Source organism: Gammaproteobacteria bacterium, from assembly GCA_016712635.1.
Classification (GTDB): Bacteria; Pseudomonadota; Gammaproteobacteria; order SZUA-140; family SZUA-140; genus JADJWH01.
In genome coordinates this window covers 223,515-248,932 of sequence record JADJQS010000007.1, presented here as the reverse complement: position 1 = coordinate 248,932, position 25,418 = coordinate 223,515, and the positions used below count along the sequence as shown (strand labels likewise).

The 25,418-nt window shown below is 62.4% G+C and carries 25 protein-coding genes and 5 pseudogenes; 10 read left to right on the top strand and 20 right to left on the bottom strand.

The genetic code is table 11. The features are described 5' to 3' along the window. Positions 1-72: 72 nt before the first annotated feature. The 6 genes and pseudogenes from IPK65_10860 to IPK65_10835 form a co-directional block, all read right to left on the bottom strand. Positions 73-730: pseudogene (locus tag IPK65_10860) on the bottom strand (hypothetical protein). A 501-nt stretch (positions 731-1,231) separates the two neighbouring features. Next, on the bottom strand, positions 1,232-1,435 hold the full coding sequence (locus IPK65_10855; GenBank protein MBK8163606.1) for a hypothetical protein: 204 nt from the start codon (positions 1,433-1,435) through the stop codon (positions 1,232-1,234). A 1-nt stretch (position 1,436) separates the two neighbouring features. Continuing rightward, a pseudogene (locus tag IPK65_10850) lies at positions 1,437-2,290 on the bottom strand (TPM domain-containing protein). Positions 2,291-2,303: 13 nt separating this feature from the next. Then, positions 2,304-2,906, bottom strand: a complete 603-nt coding sequence (locus tag IPK65_10845; GenBank protein ID MBK8163605.1) for a LemA family protein — start codon at positions 2,904-2,906, stop codon at positions 2,304-2,306. Between the two features lie 138 nt (positions 2,907-3,044). Then, positions 3,045-3,350, bottom strand: a complete 306-nt coding sequence (locus IPK65_10840) for a cytochrome c (GenBank protein MBK8163604.1) — start codon at positions 3,348-3,350, stop codon at positions 3,045-3,047. A 68-nt stretch (positions 3,351-3,418) separates the two neighbouring features. Then, on the bottom strand, positions 3,419-3,835 hold the full coding sequence (locus IPK65_10835) for a hypothetical protein (GenBank protein MBK8163603.1): 417 nt from the start codon (positions 3,833-3,835) through the stop codon (positions 3,419-3,421). 169 nt (positions 3,836-4,004) lie between these two features. On the opposite strand from IPK65_10835, the pseudogene IPK65_10830 reads away from it, so the two are divergent. Together IPK65_10830 and IPK65_10825 are read left to right on the top strand one after the other, a co-directional pair. Then, positions 4,005-5,037, top strand: a pseudogene (locus IPK65_10830) (fructose-bisphosphate aldolase class I). 105 nt (positions 5,038-5,142) lie between these two features. Continuing rightward, a complete protein-coding gene (locus IPK65_10825) occupies positions 5,143-5,895 on the top strand; it encodes a class I SAM-dependent methyltransferase (protein MBK8163602.1) in 753 nt (250 codons plus the stop codon). A 42-nt stretch (positions 5,896-5,937) separates the two neighbouring features. On the opposite strand, the gene IPK65_10820 is transcribed toward IPK65_10825, so the two are convergent. The 3 genes and pseudogenes from IPK65_10820 to IPK65_10810 form a co-directional block, all read right to left on the bottom strand. After that, complete coding sequence (locus IPK65_10820) at positions 5,938-7,932, bottom strand: DEAD/DEAH box helicase (protein ID MBK8163601.1); 1,995 nt, start codon at positions 7,930-7,932, stop codon at positions 5,938-5,940. Positions 7,933-8,046: 114 nt separating this feature from the next. After that, the gene (locus IPK65_10815; GenBank protein ID MBK8163600.1) at positions 8,047-8,802 is read right to left on the bottom strand and encodes a hypothetical protein; all 756 of its coding nucleotides are present in this window, start codon (positions 8,800-8,802) and stop codon (positions 8,047-8,049) included. 489 nt (positions 8,803-9,291) lie between these two features. Beyond that, positions 9,292-10,107 (bottom strand): annotated as a pseudogene (locus IPK65_10810) (SAM-dependent methyltransferase). Between the two features lie 159 nt (positions 10,108-10,266). Here IPK65_10810 and IPK65_10805 point away from each other — a divergent pair. Together IPK65_10805 and IPK65_10800 are read left to right on the top strand one after the other, a co-directional pair. Further along, a complete protein-coding gene (locus IPK65_10805; protein MBK8163599.1) occupies positions 10,267-11,028 on the top strand; it encodes an rRNA pseudouridine synthase in 762 nt (253 codons plus the stop codon). Between the two features lie 87 nt (positions 11,029-11,115). Further along, positions 11,116-11,898, top strand: a complete 783-nt coding sequence (locus IPK65_10800) for a Mut7-C ubiquitin/RNAse domain-containing protein (GenBank protein ID MBK8163598.1) — start codon at positions 11,116-11,118, stop codon at positions 11,896-11,898. A 117-nt stretch (positions 11,899-12,015) separates the two neighbouring features. On the opposite strand, the gene IPK65_10795 is transcribed toward IPK65_10800, so the two are convergent. The 4 genes from IPK65_10795 to IPK65_10780 all read right to left on the bottom strand — a co-directional run bounded on the left by IPK65_10795 (position 12,016) and on the right by IPK65_10780 (position 15,591). After that, positions 12,016-12,714, bottom strand: coding sequence for a transposase (locus IPK65_10795; protein MBK8163597.1), 699 nt, complete (start codon positions 12,712-12,714; stop codon positions 12,016-12,018). A 112-nt stretch (positions 12,715-12,826) separates the two neighbouring features. Continuing rightward, on the bottom strand, positions 12,827-13,105 hold the full coding sequence (locus IPK65_10790; protein MBK8163596.1) for an MTH1187 family thiamine-binding protein: 279 nt from the start codon (positions 13,103-13,105) through the stop codon (positions 12,827-12,829). Between the two features lie 167 nt (positions 13,106-13,272). Then, the gene (locus IPK65_10785; protein MBK8163595.1) at positions 13,273-14,850 is read right to left on the bottom strand and encodes a phosphoethanolamine--lipid A transferase; all 1,578 of its coding nucleotides are present in this window, start codon (positions 14,848-14,850) and stop codon (positions 13,273-13,275) included. A 393-nt stretch (positions 14,851-15,243) separates the two neighbouring features. Next, positions 15,244-15,591: a hypothetical protein gene (locus IPK65_10780; GenBank protein MBK8163594.1), complete on the bottom strand. Its 348-nt coding sequence runs from the start codon at positions 15,589-15,591 to the stop codon at positions 15,244-15,246. Between the two features lie 136 nt (positions 15,592-15,727). On the opposite strand from IPK65_10780, the gene IPK65_10775 reads away from it, so the two are divergent. From IPK65_10775 to rluF, 3 genes are all read left to right on the top strand, one after another. Then, positions 15,728-16,081 carry a hypothetical protein gene (locus IPK65_10775; GenBank protein ID MBK8163593.1) on the top strand — a complete coding sequence of 118 codons (354 nt, stop codon included), beginning with the start codon at positions 15,728-15,730 and terminating at the stop codon, positions 16,079-16,081. Positions 16,082-16,212: 131 nt separating this feature from the next. Further along, positions 16,213-16,485: a cupin domain-containing protein gene (locus IPK65_10770; GenBank protein ID MBK8163592.1), complete on the top strand. Its 273-nt coding sequence runs from the start codon at positions 16,213-16,215 to the stop codon at positions 16,483-16,485. Between the two features lie 147 nt (positions 16,486-16,632). Further along, positions 16,633-17,313: a 23S rRNA pseudouridine(2604) synthase RluF gene (gene rluF / locus IPK65_10765; protein MBK8163591.1), complete on the top strand. Its 681-nt coding sequence runs from the start codon at positions 16,633-16,635 to the stop codon at positions 17,311-17,313. 120 nt (positions 17,314-17,433) lie between these two features. Here the strand turns inward: rluF and IPK65_10760 are convergent, their stop codons facing one another. Next, on the bottom strand, positions 17,434-17,739 hold the full coding sequence (locus tag IPK65_10760; protein ID MBK8163590.1) for a hypothetical protein: 306 nt from the start codon (positions 17,737-17,739) through the stop codon (positions 17,434-17,436). Positions 17,740-18,234: 495 nt separating this feature from the next. Here IPK65_10760 and IPK65_10755 point away from each other — a divergent pair, with 495 nt between their 5' ends. Further along, positions 18,235-18,615 carry a hypothetical protein gene (locus IPK65_10755; GenBank protein MBK8163589.1) on the top strand — a complete coding sequence of 127 codons (381 nt, stop codon included), beginning with the start codon at positions 18,235-18,237 and terminating at the stop codon, positions 18,613-18,615. Positions 18,616-19,067: 452 nt separating this feature from the next. Here IPK65_10755 and IPK65_10750 read toward each other — a convergent pair whose 3' ends face one another. Both IPK65_10750 and IPK65_10745 read right to left on the bottom strand, forming a co-directional pair. Then, positions 19,068-20,075 (bottom strand): Crp/Fnr family transcriptional regulator, encoded by a 1,008-nt coding sequence (locus IPK65_10750; GenBank protein MBK8163588.1) that lies wholly within the window; start codon positions 20,073-20,075, stop codon positions 19,068-19,070. 222 nt (positions 20,076-20,297) lie between these two features. Beyond that, complete coding sequence (locus tag IPK65_10745; GenBank protein ID MBK8163587.1) at positions 20,298-20,426, bottom strand: DUF3096 domain-containing protein; 129 nt, start codon at positions 20,424-20,426, stop codon at positions 20,298-20,300. A 273-nt stretch (positions 20,427-20,699) separates the two neighbouring features. Between IPK65_10745 and IPK65_10740 the strand changes: the two genes are divergently transcribed. Together IPK65_10740 and IPK65_10735 are read left to right on the top strand one after the other, a co-directional pair. Beyond that, positions 20,700-21,224 (top strand): porin family protein, encoded by a 525-nt coding sequence (locus IPK65_10740; protein ID MBK8163586.1) that lies wholly within the window; start codon positions 20,700-20,702, stop codon positions 21,222-21,224. Positions 21,225-21,280: 56 nt separating this feature from the next. Next, entirely contained in the window at positions 21,281-21,472 is a 192-nt protein-coding gene (locus tag IPK65_10735) for a CsbD family protein (GenBank protein MBK8163585.1), read from the top strand. A 96-nt stretch (positions 21,473-21,568) separates the two neighbouring features. Here IPK65_10735 and IPK65_10730 read toward each other — a convergent pair. From IPK65_10730 to IPK65_10715, 4 genes and pseudogenes are all read right to left on the bottom strand, one after another. After that, a pseudogene (locus IPK65_10730) lies at positions 21,569-23,012 on the bottom strand (sigma-54-dependent Fis family transcriptional regulator). 88 nt (positions 23,013-23,100) lie between these two features. Further along, the gene (locus IPK65_10725; protein ID MBK8163584.1) at positions 23,101-24,519 is read right to left on the bottom strand and encodes a hypothetical protein; all 1,419 of its coding nucleotides are present in this window, start codon (positions 24,517-24,519) and stop codon (positions 23,101-23,103) included. A gap of 313 nt (positions 24,520-24,832) precedes the next feature. Continuing rightward, positions 24,833-25,018 carry a hypothetical protein gene (locus IPK65_10720; GenBank protein MBK8163583.1) on the bottom strand — a complete coding sequence of 62 codons (186 nt, stop codon included), beginning with the start codon at positions 25,016-25,018 and terminating at the stop codon, positions 24,833-24,835. 223 nt (positions 25,019-25,241) lie between these two features. Next, positions 25,242-25,409: a DUF1328 domain-containing protein gene (locus IPK65_10715; protein MBK8163582.1), complete on the bottom strand. Its 168-nt coding sequence runs from the start codon at positions 25,407-25,409 to the stop codon at positions 25,242-25,244. Positions 25,410-25,418 lie beyond the last annotated feature (9 nt).

Here is a 25,418-nt window from a genome sequence, read left to right as displayed (position 1 = left end):
GGACAGACTTAAGTCTGTCCCGCTCGTGCCATATCCCCGCGATGCCTAAATCCGTCCCTGCCTAAATCAGGTTTATTTCCGCGCCAGCCAGATGATGTGGCGTGCGCTCGCGCGGCGGCGCCATGCGCGCGCGCAGCTCCTCCACCGCGAATCCCGCTTGGCCCAGGCGTGCGTGAAACGCGCGGTCCGGCGCGGCCGACCACACCGCGAGCACCCCGCCGGGGCGCGGCATCGGCCGCGCGCGCGCAGGCCGTCGGCGCCGTAGGAGCCAGTCGTTGCCCTTGTACGTGAGCCCGGCCGGACCGTTGTCCACGTCGAGCAGGATCGCGTCGCATTCCGCCTGCACGCCGCCGCAGCAGTCCGGCGACGTCGCCTCGTGCACGCCTGCGCGCATCGTCCAGCGGACGGCCGGAGTTCTCCCAGCGGCCCGCGGTTCCAGCGCACCACCGCCGGCACCAGCTCGGCCGCCACCGACGGCGTCCGGGCCGAGCATGCGCGGGGATGCGGCAGGTGAATCCCATGCCCAGCCCGCCGATCCGCACGCGCGCCCGGCACGGCCCGCGACCTGCGCAGGCCGCCTCGGCAAGCCGGTCCTCGGAACCGTGGGTGCGGCTGTTCATCAGTTCGTTACGCCGATGCGGATCGAGCATTCGTCGTCGCGCCGGTAGAGAGCCGAGCATCCCTCCCCCGCCCGAACCTGCGCGCTGTCGAGCAACTCCCACGGAATCATGTTCGCCCTTTCCTTCCGTGCCATCAGGTGACAGATGTATTCTTCACAACGTCCGGGGTCGATGAATACAACCGTCCCCAACGGCCTCAGAGCTCGATGATGGTGATCGGGCAGTTTTCGTTTTTGTCGCCCGGCCGGGCGGGGAAAATGCTCGGCCTGCAGATCGCCGCAGGTCTGGATCGCCTGCAGAAACCCTCTGCCACGCGGCCTGCCCTGCACCGCCCCGGTAAATCGGCCACGGCCCGTTCCACGTCCCGCCGGCACGCGCCGATGGATGCCGTCATCGGCGAGGATCTCCACGCTGCGCTCCGCCACGCTGACAAAGAGCAGCACCCCGGCGCGCTCCGTCGTGCGGTGCAGGTTTTGCGCGAAAAACTGTTCCCGCGCCAGCCGCCGCACGCACGAGCGCTTCAGCGCGCGCGGGGTCAACCGCATCTTCACCGGGGGCAGGTTAAACACCAGCGCGAACAGCAGGAAGCTCGCCACCTGCGCCTCGTAGGCCTACTGCAGCGTGACGGAGTTGCCGGCCAGCATCAGCGCGCCCGGGATGGCGAGCGCCCGCAGCGCCGCCCACAGCAGCGGCACGTACAGATACTCGTCGGCCGCCCGCGCGATCACCGTCACCAGCTCGCCGCGCGTCTTCGCCTCAACCATGGCGATCGCCTGCGCGATGTCGCGCCGGTCCTTTTCGCTCAGAAATGCCACGCTACCACCCTCCCGAAGCTCCGCCGCCTCCGAAACCGCCGCCACCGCCGCGGAAACCGCCGCTCGCCGCATGCCGCTGCGGCGGCGGCCGCCACTGATGGCGCCACCGCCGCCCCCCGGCAGGCCGCCATTCCCGCCGCTGCCGATCATCAGGTGGAACACGCTGATCAGCACTGCCATCACCGCTCCGGCCAGCAGCGAGCCCAGCGCCAGCCAGCCGATCAGCAGCGCGCCGCCGCCCAGCAGCGCGGCCGATACCGCCCCGCGCTGGCGATGCGCGCCAGCGCCTCGCCAGCAATCACCAGGAAGATGAACCAGCCATGAAATTGCCCGGCGTCCTCCGCGCCGCCAGCGCCGGGCAGCGGCTGGTACGTCCCCTCGATGACCTGCAGGATGGCGCGCGCCCCTTCCACCGTGCCGGCGGCCATGTCGCCGGCGGCGGAAGCGCGGCAGGACGACGCGCTGGATGATGTTGCTGGCCAGCGCGTCGGTCAGCGTGCCCTCGAGGCCGTAGCCGACCTCGATGCGCACCTTGCGCTCGGCCGGCGCGATGATCAGAAGGACGCCGTTGTCGCGCCCTTCCTGGCCGATGCCCCAGTAGCGGCCGAGCTGGTAGCCGTAGTCCTCGATGGCGGGGCCCTGCAGGGATTCGATCGTGACGACCACCACCTGGTTGCTGGTGGCCGCTTCGTGCGCGGCGAGCTGCTGCTCCAGCCCGGAGCGCGCGGCCGCGGGCAGTATCGCGGCCTGGTCCACCACGCGGCCGGTGAGCGCGGGGAATGCGATGGCGGCGCCGAGCGCGGATGCGAACAGCAGCGCGGCCGCCGCCGCGGCCAGAGTCGTCCAGGCACGCATGCGCGTCAGCGGATCAGAACTTAACCTCGGGCGCCTGCTCGACGCCGGGCGCGGCGGCGAAGTTCTCCATCACCTGCGAATCGGAGTACAGTATCGCCTTCCAGATGCGCCCCGGGAATGTCCGCAGCTCGGTATTGTAGCGCTGCACCGCCGCGATGTAGTCGCGCCGCGCCACCGCGATGCGGTTCTCCGTTCCCTCGAGCTGCGACTGCAGCGTCAGGAAATTCTCGTTCGACTTCAGGTCGGGATAACGCTCGACCACCACCAGCAGGCGCGACAGCGCCGAGGTCAGCTGGTCCTGCGAGGCCTGGAAGGTCTTGAACGCCTCCGGATTGGTCAGCACGTCCGGCGGCAGCTGCATCTGCGACACCTTCGCGCGCGCCTCCACCACCTCGGTCAGCACCCGCTCCTCCTGCGCCGCGAAACCCTTCACCGTGCTGACCAGGTTGGGCACCAGGTCGGCGCGGCGCTGGTACTGGTTCAGCACATCGCTCCAGGTCGCCTTCACCTGCTCGTCGTAGGCGGGGATGTTGTTGATGCCACAGGCGCTGAGCCCCAGCAGCGCCATCACGGCCAGCGCCACGCCCGCGTAGCGGCGTGCAAACCTCTCGTACATGCCTTGCATATTCACCTTCCCCTGTCGTAGTTTGGCGATTACCGGGCAGGCCGGTAAACAGTGCGCGCCGCCGGCTGATGCCGGCGAGGCGCGCGATGCCGAAATGTGGCCCGCCCTAGTGGCCCTGCCTACGGATCGTCATTCCTTGATGCGATAAAAATTCTGACTCAGGTAACCGGTCACGTCGTCAATCTCCTGGTCGCCCCAGTCCAGCCCGGAGTGCGCGCTCCACGCCGCCACGCGCTGGCGCAGCTCCGCCAGCGAGTCGATGCGGCGGCCGTCGCGCTCGTGCACCCAGCTTTCATGGCAGAACTTGCAATGATTCTCGTACAAGGCTTGGCCGCGCGCCGGCTCGGCCGCGGACGCGGGCGGCGCGAACGCCACGAATCCGCAGATACCGGCGATCACCGCCAGCGTCCCTAACCGTTCCCATAATCGCCCCATCGATCACCACCCCCGCCGCTTGCACACAGGACAACCGGTATCCACTATCGGGGACAGGCCCCACGTTTTCAAGTCGCCGCCGGCAGCGGCATCGGCTGCCGGTCCATCAGGCGCAACCAGCCGCGTACGATGCGGTACAGCACCCACAGACCGGCACACCACGCGATCACGATCGCGAGCGGGATACCGATGAACGTCAGCGCGAGCAGCAGCGCAAACAGAACCCACAGCGCGGCGTGCCAGAAGGTGCGGATCTGCCAGCGGAAATGCGATTCGAGGTAGGTGCCGCGCACGTCGGCGCGCTTCAGGTAGTTGATGACCACGGCGATGATGGACGGCCAGCCGGTCAGGAAGGCGGTCACGACAAAGGCCGGGCTCAGCAGGCCGTTGAAGGCGCTGAAGGCATGCAGGCCGTAGATCACATAGGTCAGGGCGACGAGTCCTTCCGTCGTTCGCGTCGTCGCCGGCAGCATCGGATCGTTCATGGGTTCCATCCTAAACCGTAAGCCCGTGCTTGACCATGGGATTTTCGCACCCGCGACGCGCCGGCCAGAAAACGGTGGCCCGCCCCCCGCCTTCTCGCCAATAATAGACGCCGGGATCTGATCCGACCGGCTCGGGGCGAACGATACATCCTTTCAGGGAGGTGACGTTATGAACAGACAAGAGTTGGAAAAGACGGCGCAGGCGATGGTGGCGGACGGCAAGGGCCTGCTGGCGATGGACGAGAGCACCCCGACCTGCGGCAAGCGGCTGCAGGCCGTCGGCGTGGACAACACCGAGGCGAATCGCATCTCGTATCGCGAACTGCTGCTCGGCGCGAAGGGCATCGGCGACTACATCAGCGGCGCGATCCTATACGACGAGACCATCCGCCAGAAGGCGGGCGACGGCACGCCGTTTCCCAAACTGGCGGAACGCCAGGGCGTCATCCCCGGCATCAAGGTCGACACCGGGGCCAAGGACCTCGCCGGGCGTCCCAACGAGAAAGTCACCGAAGGCCTCGACGGCCTGCGCGAACGCCTCGCCGAGTACTACTCCCTCGGCGCGCTTCTGCAAGTGGCGCGCGGTCATCACCATCGGCGGCGGCATCCCGAGCCGCGCCTGCATCGAGGCCAACGCGCATGCGCTGGCGCGCTACGCGGCCCTGTGCCAGGAGGCCTCGATGGTGCCGATCGTCGAACCGGAGGTGCTGATCGACGGCGACCACACCCTCGAGCGCAGCTACGAGGTCACGCTGGAGACACAGCGCATCGTGTTCGACGAGCTCTACCGCCAGGGCGTGCTGTTCGAGGGGATGATCCTGAAGCCCAGCATGGTGATCGCCGGCAAGAAGTGCCCGCAGCAGTCCAGTCCCGAGCAGGTCGCCGAGTGGACGCTGCGCTGCCTGCGCAGCACGGTGCCGGCCGCGGTGCCCGGCATCGCCTTCCTGTCCGGCGGCCAGGGCGACGAGCAGGCGACGCAGAACCTGAACGCGATGAATGTCCTCGGCCGCGACCTGCGCCTGCCGTGGCGCGTCACCTTCTCCTACGCGCGCGCGCTGCAGAACCCGGCGATGGACAAATGGGCCGGCAAGGCCGCGAACGTCGAGGCCGCGCGCCGGCTGTTCCTGCATCGCGCCAGGTGCAACGGCGCCGCCAGCCGCGGCCAGTACAAACCGGCGATGGAGCAGGATAAGGCGGCGTGAAGTGATCTTAGTGATCATATAGGGGACAGATTTTAAATCTGTCCCCATCCCCGGCCCCGATAGGCAACGTAACCGCGACGCGAAATCACACCACCAACGACACCCATGAACGCCCTGCCCTGCCCGGTCTGCGGATCGCACTGCGCGCCGCTCGACGTCGTCGATTTCAACAAGTCCTGCGCCGAGTCGTGGGGGACGCACCTCCCGCTCAGCGGCATTTCGATCTATTACTATCTCTGCGGCAGATGCGGCTATTGCTACGCCCCGGAATTCCTGCACTGGCGCCCCGAGGATTTCCGCGAGCGGATCTACAACGAGGAATACATCCGGGTGGATCCCGACTACGTCGAGAAACGCCCCTCCAGCAACGCCACCGGCCTGATCAGCACGTTCAGCGCCGCCGCCGCATCCATTCGTCACCTGGATTACGGCAGCGGCAGCGGGGCACTGAGCGCGCTGCTGCGGCAGGCGGGCTGGCACTCCACCGCGTACGACCCCTATGCCAATCCCGACAGCATGCTCGATACAGCGGGCAGGTTCAACCTCATCACCGCCTACGAGATCTTCGAACATGTCGCGGACGTGAACCGGCTCATGGCCGACATCACGAACCTGCTGGCGGAGGATGGCGTGCTGATCGTCAGCACCCTGCTGTCCGACGGATTCATCGCGCCGCGGCAGCGCATCACCTGGTGGTATGCCTCGCCGCGCAACGGCCACATCAGCCTGTTCTCCAAACAGAGCCTGGCCGTCCTGGCCGCCAGATACGGTTTCAAGCTCGGCGGGTTTTCCGCCGGCCTGCACGTGATGTGGAAGACCGTCCCGCCCTGGGCCGGCAACTTCATCCGGGCCGGCTGAGGCGGCGCCGCCCCGCGACCGGCGGGCGGCATGACGCCCGCCCTATTTGCCCGGTTTCGGCTTGAAGGTCTTGCGGGAAGGCCTGGCGGGTTTCGCGTCGCGCGGCGCGGACGGTTTCAGATGCAGCTTGCCGCGCGGCTTCTCCTCCGCCTGGGCGGGCCCCTCGGCGCCGAGCATGGTGAGCTGGAGCTGGCGCCCGCACACCCACACCTTGCGCAGATGCTTGAAGATGTCCTTCGGCATGCCCTCGGGCAGGTCCACGGTGCTGAAGTCCTCGTTGATCTTCAGATGCGCGATGTAACGGCTGTCGAGGCCGGCCTCGTTGGCGATGGCGCCGACGATGTGCTTGGCCTCCGCGCCGTGCGCGCGGCCGACCTCGATGCGGTAGCGCACCGTGCCGGATTCCGCGCTGTCCCCGGCGCGGGGGCGCGCGCGTTCCGGCCGCGCGGCGCGCACGGTCGGATCGTCGAGCCGCGCACGCGCGGGGGTCTCGGCAGCGCGCCCGCGCGGCGCGGTGCCGGCCGGCGGCTCGGGCGCGCGCGGAGTCCGCGGCGGCTCGGCGCGCCGGCCCTCGCGCGGCGCCCGCGGCTCGGACGGACCGGGTTCCTGCACCTTCGCCGCGGCGCGCGGCGGTGTGCGCGGCCCGGGCTTGCCCTGCGCCGGTGCGACCGGCTGCGGCCTGGGCGGCGGCGCGGTCTTCGCCACCGGCTCTCCCGGCAGCTCGTCCAGCAGGGGGCGTTCGCGCTGCGCCAGGAACGCCAGCGCGGCGGCGATCTCGGAGAGTCCGGTGTTGTGCTCGCCCTGGTAGGCCTCGATCAGCTCCTCGAAGAAACCCAGCTCCTGTCCCTCGATCGTTTCGGTGATCGACTGCTTGAACTGTTCGATGCGCCGTCCGGCGATGTCGGCGCGGGTCGGCAGCTGCATCGGCGCGATCGGCTGCCGGGTGGCGCGCTCGATCGCGGCCAGCATGCGCCGCTCGCGCGGCGCGACGAACAGTATCGCCTCGCCCTTGCGCCCGGCGCGACCGGTGCGCCCGATGCGGTGCACGTAGGCCTCGGTGTCGTACGGGATGTCGTAGTTGATCACATGGCTGATGCGCTCGACGTCCAGTCCGCGCGCGGCGACGTCGGTCGCCACCACGATGTCGAGCGCGCCGCTCTTCAGCCGCTCGACGGTCTTTTCGCGCAGCGACTGGTTCATGTCGCCGTTGAGCGCGCCGCAGGCGTAGCCGCGCGCCTCCAGCTTCTCCGCCAGTTCCTCCGTCGCAACCTTGGTGCGCACGAAGATCAGCAGCGCGTTGAAGTCCTCGACCTCGAGGATGCGCGTCAGCGCGTCGAGCTTGTGCGTGCCGCTCACCTGCCAGTAGCGCTGCCGGATGGTGGTGACGGTGGTCGTCTTCGACTTGACGCGCACCTCGACCGGGTCTTTCAGGTGCGTCTGCGCGATCCTGCGGATCGGCTCCGGCATGGTGGCGGAGAACAGCGCGACCTGGCGTCCCGCCGGGGCGTGCCGCAGGATGTCCTCGACATCGTCGATGAAGCCCATGCGCAGCATCTCGTCGGCCTCGTCCAGCACCACCGCCTTGATGCGGTCGAGCGGGAGCGTGCCGCGGCGCAGATGGTCCTGGATGCGTCCCGGCGTGCCGACCACGACGTGGACGCCGCGCTTCAACTGGCGCAGCTGCGGCTCCATGCTCTGGCCGCCGTAGATCGGGACGATATGGAACCCCGGCAGGTGGCGCGCGTAGGTCTGCATCGCCTCCGCCACCTGGATCGCCAGTTCGCGCGTCGGCGCCAGCACAAGGATCTGCGGCTGGCGCAGCGTGAGATCGAGCCGGCTCAGCAGCGGCAGGGCGAAGGCGGCGGTCTTGCCGGTGCCGGTCTGCGCAACGCCGAGCAGGTCGCGTCCTTCCAGCAACGGCGGGATGGTCTGCGCCTGGATCGGCGAGGGTGACTCGTAGCCAACCTCGGCGACGGCCTGCAGGATCGGGGCGGCGAGCGCAAGGTCGGAAAAACGCGTGGGTGATTCTTCAGTCATGAGGGTTCCTGTCAGCGGACCGTCCGTGGCCTGCGGTCCGGTACGGCCGCGGGAGATGCGAGGGCGTATTGTACCAGATCGCCGCGCGCGGGGCCGCGCCGGCGCCCATGCGGCCTAGGCGGACGCAGTCTCCCGCGGCAGCGTGCGCATGACCTCGTCGACCGCCCGCTCCGCCGCCGCGCTCAGCGCCTCCGCCGGCGTCTTGCCCTCGCGGCGCAGGTGCCACTCGACCAGGATCGCGCGCAGGTACTGGCGGCTGTGCTCGGGGTGCGTGTTCATGTCGCTCATCAGGTACTGGAAACGGGCCGTGAATTCCGCCTCGGCAAGACAGGGCGCGAACACACCGTCCCCGCAGGCCGCCGCCAGCCGCGCGAAGAAGGCGCGCTGGCCGGCGTGCAGCTCCGGCGAGAAGAAGAACTTCCACGCGTGTTCGAGGTCGTGGATGAAGAAGGCGAAGGCGTCCGGCTTGTGCAGCACCGGCCCGCAGAGGCGCGCCGGCGCAGTCAGCGCCGTCACCGGCCGGATCCCGGCGGCCTGCAGGCGCAGCACCTCCTGCGGCGGCGGGATGTCGAAGCGCAGCATCAGCGGCCAGGCGCCGCGCAGCCATTGCGCCAGCGCGGCCGGCACATTGGCGATGACGCCGCGGAACTGGTAGCGCTCGAACACCGCGAGCAGGTCCTCGCGCAGCCCCTCCCCCGCCGGCCGTGCCAGCAGGGCGAGACACGCCGCGGCGTCGGGACGCGGGTCGCTCTTTCGTCGGCGCGCCGCGAACCCCGTACCGTGGCGCGCGACCTGCCAGAGCAGGAAATACAGCCCCGCGAACTCGGCCTCGGCGAGCACACCCGCGTGCCGCCGCCAGACGCCAGGCATTACACCCCGCGTGCGCCCTCCGCCGAACGCGCGGCGCCATCAAGATCCGCTTCCCCGTCGATCGCCACCCCCCCGACATCTGGCAGCCGCGCCCCCCCCCCCCGCCCCCGGCGGCGGCGCGGGCGCGGGCGGGGCCCCCCGCCCGAAATCCGGGACAGATTTATTTTCCACACCAGCCAATTCAATGACGTTGGGGACAGATTTATTATTCACATCATTCCTGTTCAATTCGGGGACAGATTTATTTATTCCATGCTCGGGGACAGATTTGAAAATCTGCCCATACTCGAGAAATGGAAAAATAAATCTGTCCCCAATATTACTTTCGTGCTAATGCGGAGATCGGACCCGGATCGCACGCCGGGCCCCCCCCCGAAGGGCTTCGGGGGGGGCGGGGCGCGGCCCTCCTCCTCCCCCCGCCTGGGTGTGCCCCCCCGTTTCCCCCCCCCCCCTCCGGGCCATCTCAATTCCCTCCCCCTTTCCTTTCCGCACGCCGTCCCCGCTTACTTCCGTACTGAATCCGGCACGCCGCAGGCGTCGCACAACCTCCGCCGGCACGTCGCGCCCGCTGGTCAGCTTGTTGGGCGAACCGGTGTAGTGGAACAAGCGGCCATCGCGCTTTATTACGCGCGCCAGCTCATCATAGAACACCTGTGAATAGAGCTCGCCGGCGATACCGAAGCGCGGCGGATCGTGCAGGATCGCATCGAAGGACGCAGCGGGCAGCGCCGCGATCTCCGCGGTAACATCGGCCCGGATCAGGTTCAGCACGGCGTCCTGCGCGGGCGACCAGGGATTCAGGCCGCGCAGCCAGAGGACGTCGGGGCTCTTTTCATAGGAGCGCACCTCCCTCGCCTGCCCCTGCACGCACCAGGCGGCGAAGTAGCCGAGCCCGCCGCAGGTGTCCAGTATGACCTTGCCGCGCGGCTCGATCCAGGCGACCTTGCGTTCGGCATCGGCATAGGGCGAGACCTGCGCCGTGGGCAGCATCTTGATGCCGTCGATCTCGAAGGTCGGCGGCCCCCACTCTGTCGGCACCAGCTTTATCAGGGCATCCGTGTAGCGGGACGCCGGCGCGAACGCCTCGCCGTCCCAGTAATAAATTGTCCGTTCCTTGCAGCGCGCCAGATACGGGTACATCCGGCCCTGCCAGATCCATCCCTCGGCGCTCACCCTGACCGGCGTCGTCGAACGATCGAGATCGAGCGAACACTCCACGGCCGGCGCACCGGCGCGCGCCGCCTCGAGCAGTCTCTCGTGTTGTTTCAGCGTGAGCAGCGGTCCCATCGTATTCCCGTACGGCATGCCGGTATCAGCCACAGCAATCTCATCGATCCTCCAATACTCCGGGACAGATTTATTTTTCTGGAGCCGGGTAGTGGAAAAAATAAATCTGTCCCCAATATTACTTTCCTACTACTATACCAGCAGGCCGATCGGGTTATCCGGATCGGAGCCAGCCGCATGACACGACCCACCTCCCGACAAACTTCGCGCGGCACCGTTCCCGGGGTCAGCCTCGCACGGGCGCTGTCCAAGCTCGGCGTTGCCACACGTACCGAGGCGACCACGCTGATCGAGGGGGGGCGCATCACCGTCAACGATCGTCCCGCGCGCAACCCGAAGCAGCGCATCGATATGGACCGCGATACGCTGGCGCTCGATGGCCGGCCGCTGGCCGCACAAGCGCGACGCTATCTCGCGCTCAACAAACCGCGCGGCCTCGTCACCACCGCGCGCGACGAGCGGGACCGGCCCACGGTCTATCAGTGCCTGCACGGCGATGACCGCGGTCTTGCGCCGGTCGGCCGGCTCGACAAGGCGAGCGAGGGCCTGCTGCTGTTCACCAACGACACGCGGTGGGCGCACGACATACTCGATCCGGCAAGCCATGTCCCCAAGACCTACCACGTACAGGCCGATCGCCTGCTGCAGCCGGCGGAGATCGACCGTCTGCGCCGCGGCGTCGAGCTCGAGCCCGGACTGACCACCCGCCCCGCGCAGGTCGAGCTGCTGCGCACAGGCGGCAAGACCTGCTGGCTGGAGATCACCCTGCACGAAGGCCTGAACCGCCAGATCCGACGCATGGTCGAGGCCGTCGGCGCGCAGGTGCTGCGCCTGGTGCGCGTGCGTATCGGACCGGTCGAACTCGGCGACCTCGCCAAGGGCGAGACACGCCCCCTCACCCCGGCGGAGCTTGCCGCCCTCCGGAACAGATTTATTTAATTCGGGGACAGATTTATTTTTTTAACCTGGGGACGAGCGTGGCGATCAATCCGCCCCCAAGACTGGCCTGGACAGGGACCTGCGCGAATGGACATCCGGATCCGGTTCTACGAGGAATTGAACGACTTCCTGCCGCCCGTGCAGCGCAAGGTCGCCTTTCTCCATCACCTCAAACAGCCGGCCTCGATCAAGGACACCATCGAATCGCTCGGCGTACCGCATCCCGAGGTCGACCTGATCCTGGTGAACGGAGAATCCGTCGGCTTCGACTGTCCGGTACGGGACGGCGACTGCATCAGCGTCTACCCGGTGTTCGAAGCCCTGGACATCACTCCGGTGACACGCCTGCGCCCGGTGCCGCTGCGCGTGACGCGCTTCGTGCTCGACGTCCATCTCGGCCGCCTCGCCGCCTATCTGCGTCTGCTCGGCTTTGACACGCTGCACCGCAATGATTACGACGACCCGACGCTCGCCGAAATCTCCGTCAGCGAGCGCCGCATCCTGCTGACTCGGGATCGGCGCCTGCTCATGCGCAGGCAGATCACGCACGGATATTACGTGCGTACGACGCAGCCGCGGGAGCAACTGCTGGAGGTACTGACAAGATTCGACCTGCTGAAGGCGCAACGTCCGTTCACGCGCTGCCTGCATTGCAACGGCATGATCGCGGCAGTCCCAAAGGCCGGGATCCTGCCCCGGCTGCAGCCGCGCACCCGCGCCGCCTACAAAGAATTCTGGCAATGCCGATCCTGCGGCAAGGTGTACTGGAAGGGCATGCACTACCGTCGCCTGTGCGAACTCATCGCCGCGGCAAACACCCCCTCTGAAAATCCGGGACAGATTTATTTTTCATGGCCGTCAATCCAATGACGTTGGGGACAGATTTATTTACTCAGACTCGCGCGCGGATCCGGGAGCGTGTTCTCCCGCAGTAAATAAATCTGTCCCCAACGTCATATCTCCGACATCACGATACCGCGGCAGGTGCTATTTCGTTTCGGACTGTATCGGCCGCCCGGGTGCGCGCGCGCCGATCCGGCGCCCGAGTATTTCCTCCGCCTTGGCGAGAAAGCCCGCCGCGCCCGTCAGTTGATTGCGCCGCACGGCGGTGCGAATGACACTCCACTCGTCCTGCGGGATGGCGGCGCGCAGAAACTGCCAGTAATTCATCCGGCGTTGCTGTACCGAGGCGCCAAGGGCGAGATAACAGGGGTCGTCATCCAGCCACGGACAAGGCTCCACCCCCATCCGGTGGCGGCAACTGGACCAGGGATAATCTTCAGGCGCAGCCACGATGTGCGCCCGCACCGGGTTCAGCTCGATGTAACGCACGCAGGCGAGCAGGTACTCATCCTTGTCGACCGGACTCGATTTGTAGCGGCTTTCCCACAGCGTCCCGGTGCGCTGATAGATGTGATTGAAATACCGTGTCTGGCGTCCGGCGAGCCGTTTCATCAGCCGGCCGATGGCCGCCGCGTCCTCGCCCGGACCGAGCAGCAGATGGACATGGTTGCTCATCAGGCACCAGGCGTAGACCTTGACGCCGAAGGAGTGCTTGAACTCCGCCAGCGTCTCGAGGTAGCGCTCATAATCGCGCCGCGCGGTAAAAACCAGCCGGCGGTTATGCCCGCGCTGGACAATATGATGGGGACAATGCGGCAACAGGACCCTGCCCGTCCGTGGCATAGCGTATCTCCTTGCCATCCATGGCGATGTGAGACTGATCGAGCGTAACCGATCCGCCGCGAAAAATAAATCTGTCCCCGATTATGGAACCACTTGGGGACAGATTTATTTATTACAGGCGCTTTCCTGCAAGTGTCGGAATCTTGTCGGTGCGTGTCTCGATCTTGAGATAACTGAGCAGGCGTACGCTGCCTTCACGGTGCAGCATCTCGTGTATAGCGGCGACCGCAGCAAGGATGTCCGCCAGTTCACCCTCGATATTGGTACCGGAGGCGTGCGGCTCCACCAGGAAGTCGTATGTCTTCAGCAATTCGACCACGCGCGCGATCTCGCGCCGCACGGAGACACCCTGCCCGATCGGGACGACCTGCACTTCCGCCACTGCCCACATAGATACCTCCTGAAAACCCGAATAATCCGGGACAGATTTATACTTCATCATCGTCAATACAATGACGTCGGGGACAGATTTATTTTACTGCTGAAGAATACTCTCCCATATCCGTCCTCGAGTCTGAAAATAAATCTGTCCCCAACGTCAAAATCTTGTGGCGGGTCTCAGTCTTCGTGGTGCACCAGGTCGAGCTCCGGCCTGTAGACCTCGGACTGGATCTCGACCAGGCCGAGCATGGTGTGAAAGATGTTGTCGTGCGAGTAGGAGTGGGAGGTGTGACGACGCAGCTCTTCCCGGTCGACGTGGTAGTTCTTCCCGAACCACAGGATCGCCGGGACATGCGTCTGTTCCCTGGGCGCGATCATGTACGGCATGCCGTGCAGGTACAGCCCGTTTTCGCCCAGCGATTCGCCGTGGTCGCTCACGTACACCATCGCCGTCTCGAAGCCGGCGTCGTTCTGCTTCAGAAACGCGATGACCCTGGACAGAAAATAATCGGTGTACAGGATCGCGTTGTCATAGGCATTGCCGATCTCCTCGACCGAACACCGGTCGAGCTCGGATGAGGCGCATACCGGCGTGAATTTCTCGAACTCCTGCGGATAGCGCTTGTAATAGGCGGGTCCGTGGTTGCCCATCTGGTGCAGGACGATGACGATATCGCCGCGCGTGGTCTTGTCCACGTATTCCTGCAACCCGACCAGCATGCCCTCATCGCGACATTCGGTGTCACAGACCGTATTGGAATTGTCCTGCTTGAAGCTCTCATACGGCACCCTCAGCGCGACACCCTTGGAATCGGAATTATTGTCCCGCCACAGGACGTTGATCCCGGCATGGGACAGAACATCCAGCAGGTTTTCGTTCGTGATCGCGTTGGTGCTGGTGAAACGGCCATGGCCGAACACCGAGAACATGCAGGGCACGGACACCGCGGTCGAGGTGCCGCAGGAGTGTACATTGGTGAAGCTGAAGACGTCTTCCTTCTTCAACAGCGGATTGGTTTCGCGCGCATACCCGTTGAGGGAAAAGCGGTCGGCCCGTGCGGTCTCGCCGACCACGAGCACGATCAGCTCCCGGTCCTGGTCCGTCGGAGGGATGCGGGCGTCCGTGCCGAGCGGGGCGACCGCCTTGCCCGTGTCCCGGAAGGTATCGGAAATGTACTCGGCAGCGGAATAGATATAGTAGGTGGGATTGGCGTAAAACCGCACCGTTTTATGCTCGCGGAAAAACGAGGCATAGGTCTTGCCGAACAGGAGCACGACCGCCGCCAGAACCACCAGCGCCACCGCCATGATCTTCAATCTCGACACCAGCGCCGTCGCCAGCGACTCCGTCTTAACCGTGACCCGGTAAATGAGCACCGACGGCAGCACGCCGAGCAGCACGAAATACACCACCAGCATGGGACTGTACAGGTCGACCGCCTCGCCGACATCCGTTTTGGCGATGTTGCGGATCATGCCGTCGTCGATGATGACGTTGTAGGTATCCATGAAATAGGCCGCCAGCGATGAGACCAGGAATACCGTAATCAGCAGCGGTCTCGCCACGAACCGCCAGGCAACCATGCTGAGCAGCAGGACATGGCATGCCGTCAGCAGGATGAACAGGGAGGCGAGAAAGGCGAGATTGCCGGCCGAAAGCGGGTAGACCTCCACGGCGTGACGAAAAAAAGAAAAGTTGAAGAGCGCAGCCAGCAGCAGGGCGGCAGCCAGGATCAGCCGGTTATTGCTCATCATTACAGGCTTCAATACGACCTCGTGGTTCGCGTAAATTCAGGGATCCGATGGATGCGGGATCGATTGCTGCGCGCCACCCCCGGTACGCGAGCATAAACAGGAAAACTCAACCTCTGCATCGGAGCGTCTGGCGGGAGCAACCCAACGATACAACGTCGCTCCACATTCCGCCGAGGCCAGGGGCACGACGCAACCTCGCTCCACACATGGAAGACCGCCATGGCGTAGTTTGGTAGCACAGACTTAAGTCGACCTTAAGGGCGCAGCCGGGCCCTCTCCCGACCGGCTGCCCAGGCGGCTGCTAGGCACGCCTCAGACAAGGTGGTATTCGAGGATTTCCAAGACGTGAGTGCAGCGGGCTGCCGCACGGGACGCATGCAGGAGTCACCCCCGTCATTCGTCCAGCAGCTCGACCTGCGCCGCACCCGTCGACGTGTCGATGTCGAAGCGGACCACGCAGTATTCGCTGTTCTCATTGACGGGCGTCGGGTCGTCGGCACAGGCGCAGCCGGTGAGGATCGAGCTGTAAAAGAGTCCCACCCTGGCGCGGATGATCCCGTCCGCTTCAGTCGCGTTGATGACCATCGCGCTCACCGGGTTGTCGAGCACGTGGCTGCCCATCGCCAGCCCCCGCTGCAGCGGCAGGTTGTCATGATCGAGCTGCTCGATTTCGCGCTTGAGCGCATGGGAGAAACCCGGCGTCCCCCAGGTACTCAAGGAATGTGTCAGACGGATCGTCATCGGAATCGTAAACCGTACGCGGGGAAAGGCCCCATCCCCGCTATTCTGGCAGACTTTGCATCGGGATGGAAAATCGGGGACTGCCCCCGCATTCCGCATGCGATATAATTCCCGCTCAAAACGAGGGAGATGTGTGATGACACCTGGAAGACATGTCCTCGCCGCAGTAATGCTGGCGGTCGCGATACTGGCCTCGGGCTGCAGCACCGACGCCGGGCGGGCGACCTGGCTGCACGGCACCTGGACACTCGCGTACAATCCCGGGCACGACAGCGACGACGTGCTGACGTTTCACCCGGACGGCAAGGTCGTGATCCGCACCGCCGACGAGCGCCGCATCACCGGGACCTACCATCTGAAGGACCAGACCCTGCTCCTGCTGCTCGAAGGCAAGGGCAACGTCATCGACGTCCAGTTCGAGATCGCCCCGGACCACGCACGCCTGACCTATCAGTCCGGCGCGTACTACACACGGAAGGACCCACCTTGACGGCGGGCGGATCAAACCCGCCTGCTCCTGTGTTGGGGGACAGATTTACACCTTTGCCTGGGGACAGATTTCAAATCTGCCCCCTTCATGTAATAAAATAAATCTGTCCCCGCCCCTTGATGTCGACAGCCATGGACAGCAAAGCCGTTCAACGAGACTGGGAGGCGCGCGGCTTCGGCTGCGACATCTGGACTGACCCGCCGGGACAGGTGTGGCGCGACTACGTGCACGTTACTGACGAGCTGCTCATGCTGATCGGGGGCGAGATCGAGATCCGCCTCGACGGAAAGACATTGCGCCCCGCCGTCGGTGAGGAGATCCTCATCCCCGCCAGCATGTCCCACACCGTCATCAACGTCGGGAGCGTGACCAATTACTGGTTCTACGGCTACCGTCTCCCATAACCGGGGACAGTGCTCTTCAAGCGCCCCCGGCTCCACCCTGCCACCAGATCGTCGACCCCGTATTCCCCGCACGGCCGCAAACCGGCTAACATGATGGCGCACACCAGCAGACCCATCCAGACAAGACTATCCCCGGCACGCCACCCCATGCGACTGAACAAATACATCAGCGAAACCGGCGTGTGTTCCCGTCGTGAGGCGGACACCTGGATCAGCCAGGGACGGGTCACCCTCAATGGCAGGCGCGCCGTTCTCGGCGACCAGGTCAACGAGGGCGACGAGGTGCGCGTGGACCAGCGCGTGGTGGGCGCGCGCAGGAAGCGCCATGTGTATATCTGCCTGAACAAGCCCGTCGGCGTCACCTGCACCACCGAACGGCATGTCGCCGGCAACATCATCGACTTCGTCGACCATGGCCAGCGTATCTTCCCCATCGGGCGCCTGGACAAGGACTCCGAGGGTCTGATCCTGCTCACCAGCGACGGCGACGCCGTCAACGGCGTGCTGCGCTCGGAGAACAATCACGAGAAAGAATATATCGTCACCGTCGACCGGCCGGTCACCGCGGAGTTTCTCGCCGGCATGGCCCGCGGCGTGAAGATCCTCGGCGAGCGCACCAAACCCTGCAAGGTCACCCGCATCGACAAATTCGCCTTCCGCATCATCCTCACGCAGGGACTGAACCGGCAGATCCGGCGTATGTGCGAGGTATTCGGCTACGAAGTGAAGCGCCTGCGGCGAATCCGCATCATGCACATCCAGCTCGGCAACCTGAGGCCCGGCCAATGGCGCAATCTGACGGAACAGGAACTGCGCGGGTTGAAATAGACTGCGACGTTATCCGGCATCCCCGGCGATTGCCATCACGGCGGTGCCACGCCACATCGATTGATCCAGTCGCCAGCCATCAATCTCCATATTGATGGCTGGCAGGACCGGCTGGGTCGTCTACAACTCCTGGGCGGGATCCCACCTCGCCGTACCCTTGGCATCGTAGGGCATGAGCTTGTCACGGACGTGCACCAGAAAGGCGAATACCAGCAGGACCAGCGCCACCGATACGCCATACTCAATCCATGGGTTCAGATGCTGGAGATTTTCCAGCATCGTTGAGATGCGCCATTCAACAACGCTCAACGTACCTCCGAGGTAATGTGCAGCCATGACACATGCCGCCAGGATCATCGTAAGACCGGTAAATATTACAATGTCCTGGGTCAACGGTTCTCTGATCCTCTTGATAAGTTTTCTCATGTTGCACCTCTGCGTCTCATCGTTGATGTCACTATGGACAGTGCAGATACGGTGCCAGTTTTCTAATCACCACGATAACAGCCGGTTGCGCCCGCCCCGAAAACGATAGTCGTCGCATCAGGGTGATACGCCCCACAAATGGGTTATTTCACCCTCGCGGTGAAACCGTTACTTTTAAAGCTCAGGAATATTTTTGTGTATTGCTCACGGCCTGCTGATAAGTAACGCGCGAATATGTATGCGGAACCTTGGGAAGGTGGTGACTTGACACGCTGCTGCGAGTGTTTTCACGCACAAGACCAGCGCACACCCACGGCCGGATTCATCATCGCCATGATATGGGTAGTATTTTCTACTGGCATATTAATTGCTGATTACGAGAAGTGGCGCAGCGTCCTGGATCAATGTTTCGAACACGGTGACAGACATGAACCACGCCTGATTCCTGCATTACGATGCTTCGACAGAAGAAACTGCAATCAAGGAGGATAAATCATGCGCCAAAGAACTGACCTGCGCTTTCCTCTCGAACTGCCGGTAATGATCCTGAACTACCTGGACTATTCTTCCTATCAGATTTTCGAAGGAAGAATCAGGAATATGAGTTTCAGCGGGATGTTCGTTGACTCCATCGCCGTTACCGCTGCAGACAGGAGCTACATATACGCCTGTATTTCGGATAATTCAGGCGGAAAACTCAATCTCGGTGGATTTGTGATGCGTCATGAAGATCACGGGGTCGGGATCCTGTTTGATGATTACGACAGTGATATAAGCCTGCAGCTGGGCGGAATTCTCAGCCAGCGCCTGGATGGCCGCCGGTATCGAATATCCGCGCTCGCGAGCGACGACCATGGAAGCTTCACGAACCACTGATTTCCACTTCTGGCTGGATTGACATAATCGATTTGCACTGGCGGACGATCTCCGGACGATTGATTATCCTGCCCTCTTTGGATATTTCAATGTTAGCGATCTCGTATCGCATGATACTTCCATCGAGATACGGGAGTATCGGCATCGACAACGAGGAGACAGCCGCCATGAATATAAAACATACAATCACCGGATTCTTTATCCTGCTGGGTTTTCTGTGCAGCCCTTCCGCCTTTTCCATCGACAAGGAGAACATCAACAATGAAGCAACACAGACACTGAGGGAACTTTATGGGTTAAATCCGAAATACAAACAGGCAGCGGAAGACTCTGTCGGCATGCTGATCTTCCCGAGCGTAACCAAGGCCGGCCTGGGTGTGGCGGGCGAATACGGCGAAGGCGTCCTTCATGTACACGGAAAGAATACCGGATACTTCAAGATCGTATCCGCCTCAATCGGTTTGACTGCGGGCGTCGTCAATCGCAGGGAGGTCATCCTGTTCATGACCCAGGATTCGCTTGATCAGTTTCTGAATAAACAGGAGTGGAAGATCGGGGTTGATGCGGGTATCGCACTGGTGTATCAGGGAGCGAGCGGTGAGTACGACTTCGACAAGGGGGATAAGCCGATCATAGGTTTCATATTCAGCGAAACCGGCCTGATGGGCGATCTGTCGCTGGAAGGTTCCAGAATCACCAGGATCCAGGATTAATGTGCTGAATATGCTTGCGCATCCGCCCCCGTGGAGCCGATCCCGTTCATTATGACAACAGCTCCGGTGCGCGCTCATACTGTTTCTCCGGCGCGCTTCCCAGTAATTCAATGCGCCACTGCGCTTGAATTCGGCGAGTACCGTGCTCACGCTCTCGGTGGTGGAGCCCAGGATAGCCGCCATTTCCTCGCAGGTCAGCAACCTGACCTTCATCGAGCCTTCCCCGTACTCGACCTCGGATAGATAATTCACCAGATGAGCCACCCTCGCCCGGACGCATCCGGTTGCGAAGCGCTCGATCCAGATATCCGCCTTTCTGAGCTGGCTGAGCAGGGTCTCGAGCAAGGTGTCGTAGTGATGGATGGCGCCGACCTCCCGCAGCGGATAGTCGCCAACCGGGATGCAGATGACCTCGACAGAGGTGACCGCCATGGCAGTATGCTCATGCGATTTCTGCATGAAACCGGACAGACCAAGCCAGTCATGCAGTCCGTTCAGGCGAATTATTCTCTGTTTACCGCTAGCGAGATATGTCACCAGCTTCACCAGGCCGCTTCTCACTTCATAGACCTTGTCCGCCGGATCCCCTGCGTGATAGATGACATCCTTAGGCATGAAACGGAGCGTTCTGACACTGGTCAGATTTTCTAAGCGGACGCCGCACTGCGCTTCATCCCGCCCGGCACGAGAGGCGCCTCGTTCATGGCCGTTTCCCTCTTCACTGACTTTATTCTGAATTGAGTTCATGGGCCCTCTCCAGTTAGTCCTGATGTGATATCTGTATTGCCGGCATGACGCACCATTACTCCTGTCATGCCTTGCAGCAGTAATGCCAAACAAGCATTCCCTGGGCAATCAATCAGTTGGAGTTTCCATGGCGTAAAACGGACTGAACCATTCGGGTGATATGACCCGATGACGGTGAACTGCCCCGCCGCGGCGCCGGCTGTTTTCAAGTGATCAGACAGATCAGGCCAGACCCAGTATCCCGATGATGATCAGATAAATGGCGACAATATAGTTCAACAATCTCGGGATCGCCAGAATCAGGATTCCCGCGATGATCGCCACCACTGGCTGCACAAATACCATACTCATAACCCTGCCCTCCTTCGATCAGGACCCGGCGCATCCCGTCACACGGCTACGGAAATCGATTAATCAATGATCCGTGCGTCAATGCCCTGCCGTCCATTAAATTCATTAATGACGTTTACGCCCGAATCCAGGAGCTCATGAGTTCAGTGCCGTTTGTCTGCTCGATCATGAGCGTTTTTATTTCCTCAATGCCGGCGGCGCAAGAGTATTTCATGATCTGCATCGAATACAGGTTTTTCATTGGAATACCTCAATCCATGAAGGAGTATCGACATGAAACTGAAGAAACCAGTGCTGTACGGAGGAGTATTCGCCATCGTTCTCGCGTCTCCCCTCGCAACATACGCAGACATGCCAGGCATATACCTGGGCGGATCATGGGGCGCCTACAGCATCGATGAGAGCGATCTCGACGATCATGACGATATGCTGAAGGCCTATATCGGAGGTCAATTCAATCCATGGTTCGGAATCGAGGGATCCTGGGTTGACTTTAACCGGTTGAACAATTCTGGCGGGGATAATTTCGAGTCTGATGGAAAAGGTTTGGCGGCGGTATTTTCCTTCCCGTTCTCGGATACATCCTCATTCCATGTGAAGGCTGGCGAGCTCTGGTGGACCTCCGATTCCACTCTGGGTGGCGTGGTTGCCGATGACGATGGCAACGATGTGTTTTTCGGCGCCGGAGTCGATCTCGGATTCACCGACAGGCTAGCCATGCGCCTGGAATGGGAGCGCTATGACGTGGCGGACGTAGAACTGGATACGGCATCCGTCGGCCTGCAGTTTACGTTCTGAGCGAATTACCCGGGAGGTTTTCCGGCATATCACCCCGTTAGGCAGGAGGCAGACCCATGAATCGCGATCGCATCGAAGGAAACTGGAAGCAGATCAAGGGCAGGATACAACAGAAGTGGGGAAAGCTCACCGACGACGACCTTGACGTTATAAACGGCAACCGGGAGATGCTGCTCGGAAAGATACAGGAGGTGTACGGCATGAAGAAGGAGGCCGCGGAAGAGGAATTGAAGCGGCTGAAACTCTGAGATCCGGTCGGCGTACTCGAAACCCTTCGTGGATCTGATCCGGCGTGATTGCGCCCGCCGCGCAGGCCGGCAGCGGTACCGCCGCAATATGGAACCTCAGGAATGATTCGACGATACGTCGTATTTCAGTCCGTATTTCTGGATGCGGTAGCGCAGAGTATCTCGCGACGTTCCCAACGCGCGAGCCGCGGCCGCCACGTTGTAATTATGGCGGCTGAGAGCCGTCTCGATGATGACCCGGTCCATCTCGTCCAGACTCAGCGAACCATCCAGGGGAATGTGAAGCATATCATCGCGGCCGGCATCAACCACCGCCCGGATTTTTTCATCCTGGCCCTGAACGTCCGGCGACGAATCTGGGCCGGACTCGGACATATCCTCGAGCTGAAGCCATTTCACCGGAAATACCTCCGACTGCGAGAACATCACGCAGCGCTCAACCACATTGCGCAGCTCCCGTATATTGCCGTTCCAGCGATGGCCGCGCATCTTCTCCCACACCTTATCCGGGATCACCTTCACGTTCTTGCCCAGTTTGGCGTTGAACTCTGCCAGCAGCAGGGGCAGGAACTCGTCCAGATCCTCAATGCGGTCACGCAGGGCGGGAAGATGAAGATGGAAGGCGCTCAATCGGTGATATAGATCCTCCCGGAACGTTTTCGCCACCACCCCGCCCGCCAGATCGCGGTTACTTGCCGTGATAATCTGCACGTCCACGAAGACCTCGCGCTCGCCGCCGACCCGGCGGAAACTCTGCTCTTCAACGACCTTGAGCAGCTTGGATTGGAGCAGCAGCGGCATTTCGGCGATCTCATCCAGAAACAGCGTCCCGCCGTCGGCCTGCTCCATCAACCCGCGCCGCTTACCTGTCGACCCTGTGAACGATCCCGCCTCGTGACCGAACAGCTCGGATTCCATGAGTTCGGCCGGTAATGCCGCGCAATTCACGTCGATTAATGGTCCCTTGCTGCGCAGGCTGTTGTGATGCAGTATCTTTGCCGCCACACCCTTTCCCGTCCCCGTCTCGCCGCTGATGACGAGCGCCCTGAACGGAGCCGCGCTCAGCCGCAGGAGGAATTCCTTCACCTCCTTGACCAGAGCGCTCTTCCCGAAGAATGAATCGAACGTGTAGATCTGGCTGGCCTGACTTGTCGCGTCGTTCAGACGGCGGTTGGCCCGCACGCTCCGCGCTGCGGCCGCGACCACCATATCAAGGCGGGAAAATTCAACGGGCTTCTCCAGATAATCGAACGCCCCCAGGCGTAGCGCGCACGGAATCCGCGATGGTGCCGTAACCGGTCAGGAAGATCCACTCGCACTCGCCTGCGCCGAGCTTCTCCAGAAGATCAAGCGCGTTACCGTCCGGCAGCGTCATATCGGAAATGACGATCATCGGATTTACGCCCTGCACGCTCACCATCTGATCGGCATCCGCCAGGGTCGGTGCTATAAAGATACGCCACCTGTCACGCCTGAAATGTCGGGCCATCTCCTGCGCCAGCAGGTCTTCATCCTCAATGATCAATATCGAGTTTGCCATCAGTCGCAGCCTCCAGATAAAGAACTCATCAAGGAACGATGCAGTCCTGGCGGGACCTGCTCCACCCTCCGGAACGGGGAACCCTCATTCACGAATTATCAACCAGGCACGGCAGTGTCATTACAATCCTCGCCCCATGCGGCTCTTGGTTCTCCAGCCGCAATGTACCGCCGAGATCGCCCACGAACCGGCGCACCATCACCAGGCCGAGCCCCGTGCCCCCCTTGCGCCAGGAATCAAAGGGACGCACGCCGGGTCCCAGCACCTGCTGCGGAAATCCGGGTCCATCGTCCTCGATCACGAGTCGCAGCTGATTCCCGGCCAACCCGGCCTCGATCTGGATGAGGCCCGGCCCCTCCCCCAGCAGTTGGCAGGCGTTGATGAACAGATTGAATATGCACTGGTGGAACTGCATCTCCGGCAATGAACACACCAGGTCGTCGGGCGCGTCGATGGTAATCGTGATTTCCTCGCTGACCTGATACAGGATCAGCGTGCAGATCTCTTTCAGCAGCGCCGCGACGTTGACCAGGACCAGGGGCTCGGGTACCTGTTTTGCACTGTCGAGCAGGAGGTTCAGCTGGCGGTTCATGCGCTTTATCTCATTGATCACCAGATCGATCCGGTCAACGTGTTCCGGTACCTCGATCTCCTGGCGGAGATTCTGCAACGTCATATGAATAGCTGTGAGCGGATTGCGCAACTCATGGGCTACGCTTGCGGCGATCTCGCCGACAGCCCCCAGACGCTCGGCCTGTGCGACACGACGCTGCTGTTGAATGAGTATGCGTGTCGCGCGGCGGACGGACCCGGACAGCAATTCCTCCCGGCTTTGGTGCGCCTGCTCCAGGAACACCAGCTGGTTCACCATCTGATTATAGTTCCTGAACAGAGGCTGGAGCATGGGATCGAACACATCGACACAGGCGGACACATAAGACTGCTGGGTCATCAGGGACATCAGGAATTCCATGGTCTCTATCGGCATCGAGATGCGTCGACGCACCAGTATCGCGAGCGGTAGCGATATGATGAGCAGGCCGACGAGAAGGCCAAGCGCGATGAATTTGTCGGTCTGGGCGAGTCCCCTCTTCTGCTCGATCAGGAATTGATGCGCGGCGAGCTCTTCCAGCATGACCTTGCGCATGGTCTGCAAGGCCTCCATGAGCAATCCCAGCATGTTGTCGTGCCCTGCCTGGTCTTTGCCTTCAGCGAACAGCTTCAGTCTCTGCATGACCATCGTGATCTTACCGTTGGTCTCTGGATACAGGCTCTTGTCGAAGGTCAGAAGATCGATCAGCCGGTCATTAATCGCGCCCACCTTGGCGGCGTCTATCGGAGCAGGATAGGCCACCACGTATTCCACGATCAGGCTGCGCAATGCGTCATCGATACCCTGAATATCAGCGAGATGAGTCAGGTGCCGCTGGATTGGCTCGAGCTCCCTGTCATGCCGCCACGAGCTGTAGAAAAGCAGGCCGAACGCCACCAGCAGCATCAGCGCCACGCTCCCAGTCAGAAACCACACCGGCTTGCGTAAGAAGCCCATTGGGATATCTGTTGAATTTCAGGCGGTCCGGAGAAACAGTTATTACGTTACCGCAAAATGACCGGCAAGGCGATTCGTTGTTCGCCCCGGTAAATCCGCCGACTGCCCTGGCACGAATGACGCTGGAAAAATATGGAAATCCATCCATACCTGCCATCATGACGATCGAACCACAGACAGGATCACATATGGCGCCAGCCAGGCGCGCGGGCATGGCCGGGCTCTGCCCATTCAGGACAAAAATGCAGCACTAGTGCGGCCGCGGAGCCCGTTACTGCTCTACGGCATCCTCCATCTTTTCGCCGGCTTCATCCATCTTGTCGCTGGTCTTATCTACGGTCTGATCCACCTGCTCGCCGGCCTTCTCAACCGGGCCATCGTTATAATCGCATCCCGCAGCTCCGAGACCGAAAGCCGCCATCAATACCGCAATGATTGCGAAGTTAAGGTTAAGCATGATGTCCTCCTCCAGACATTTCGTTTGTAAGCAAACATTCACCACCGGTAATTATCTGCCTCAATGCAGTAATGAGGCCATTGTGCATAATCGCCGCTGTTACAGCATTTTACGCCTCACGTCCCGAGGCCCGACCGGAACAACCGGGGGTAATGCCCCACCTGCAGGGTGAATGCACCAATCGGGTATCACCGCTCCGGCCCGGAGTTCGAACACCAGACCGCTACACCATGGGCCGGCGCCGGCCGACGATCAGCGATATGACGAACATGACAAGGAATACCAGAAACAGCACCTTCGCGATGCTGGCAGCGACGCCGGAGATTCCGACGAAACCCAGCAGTCCCGCAATCAGCGCTATGATCAGGAAAGTGACAGACCTGCTCAGCATGACTCCTCC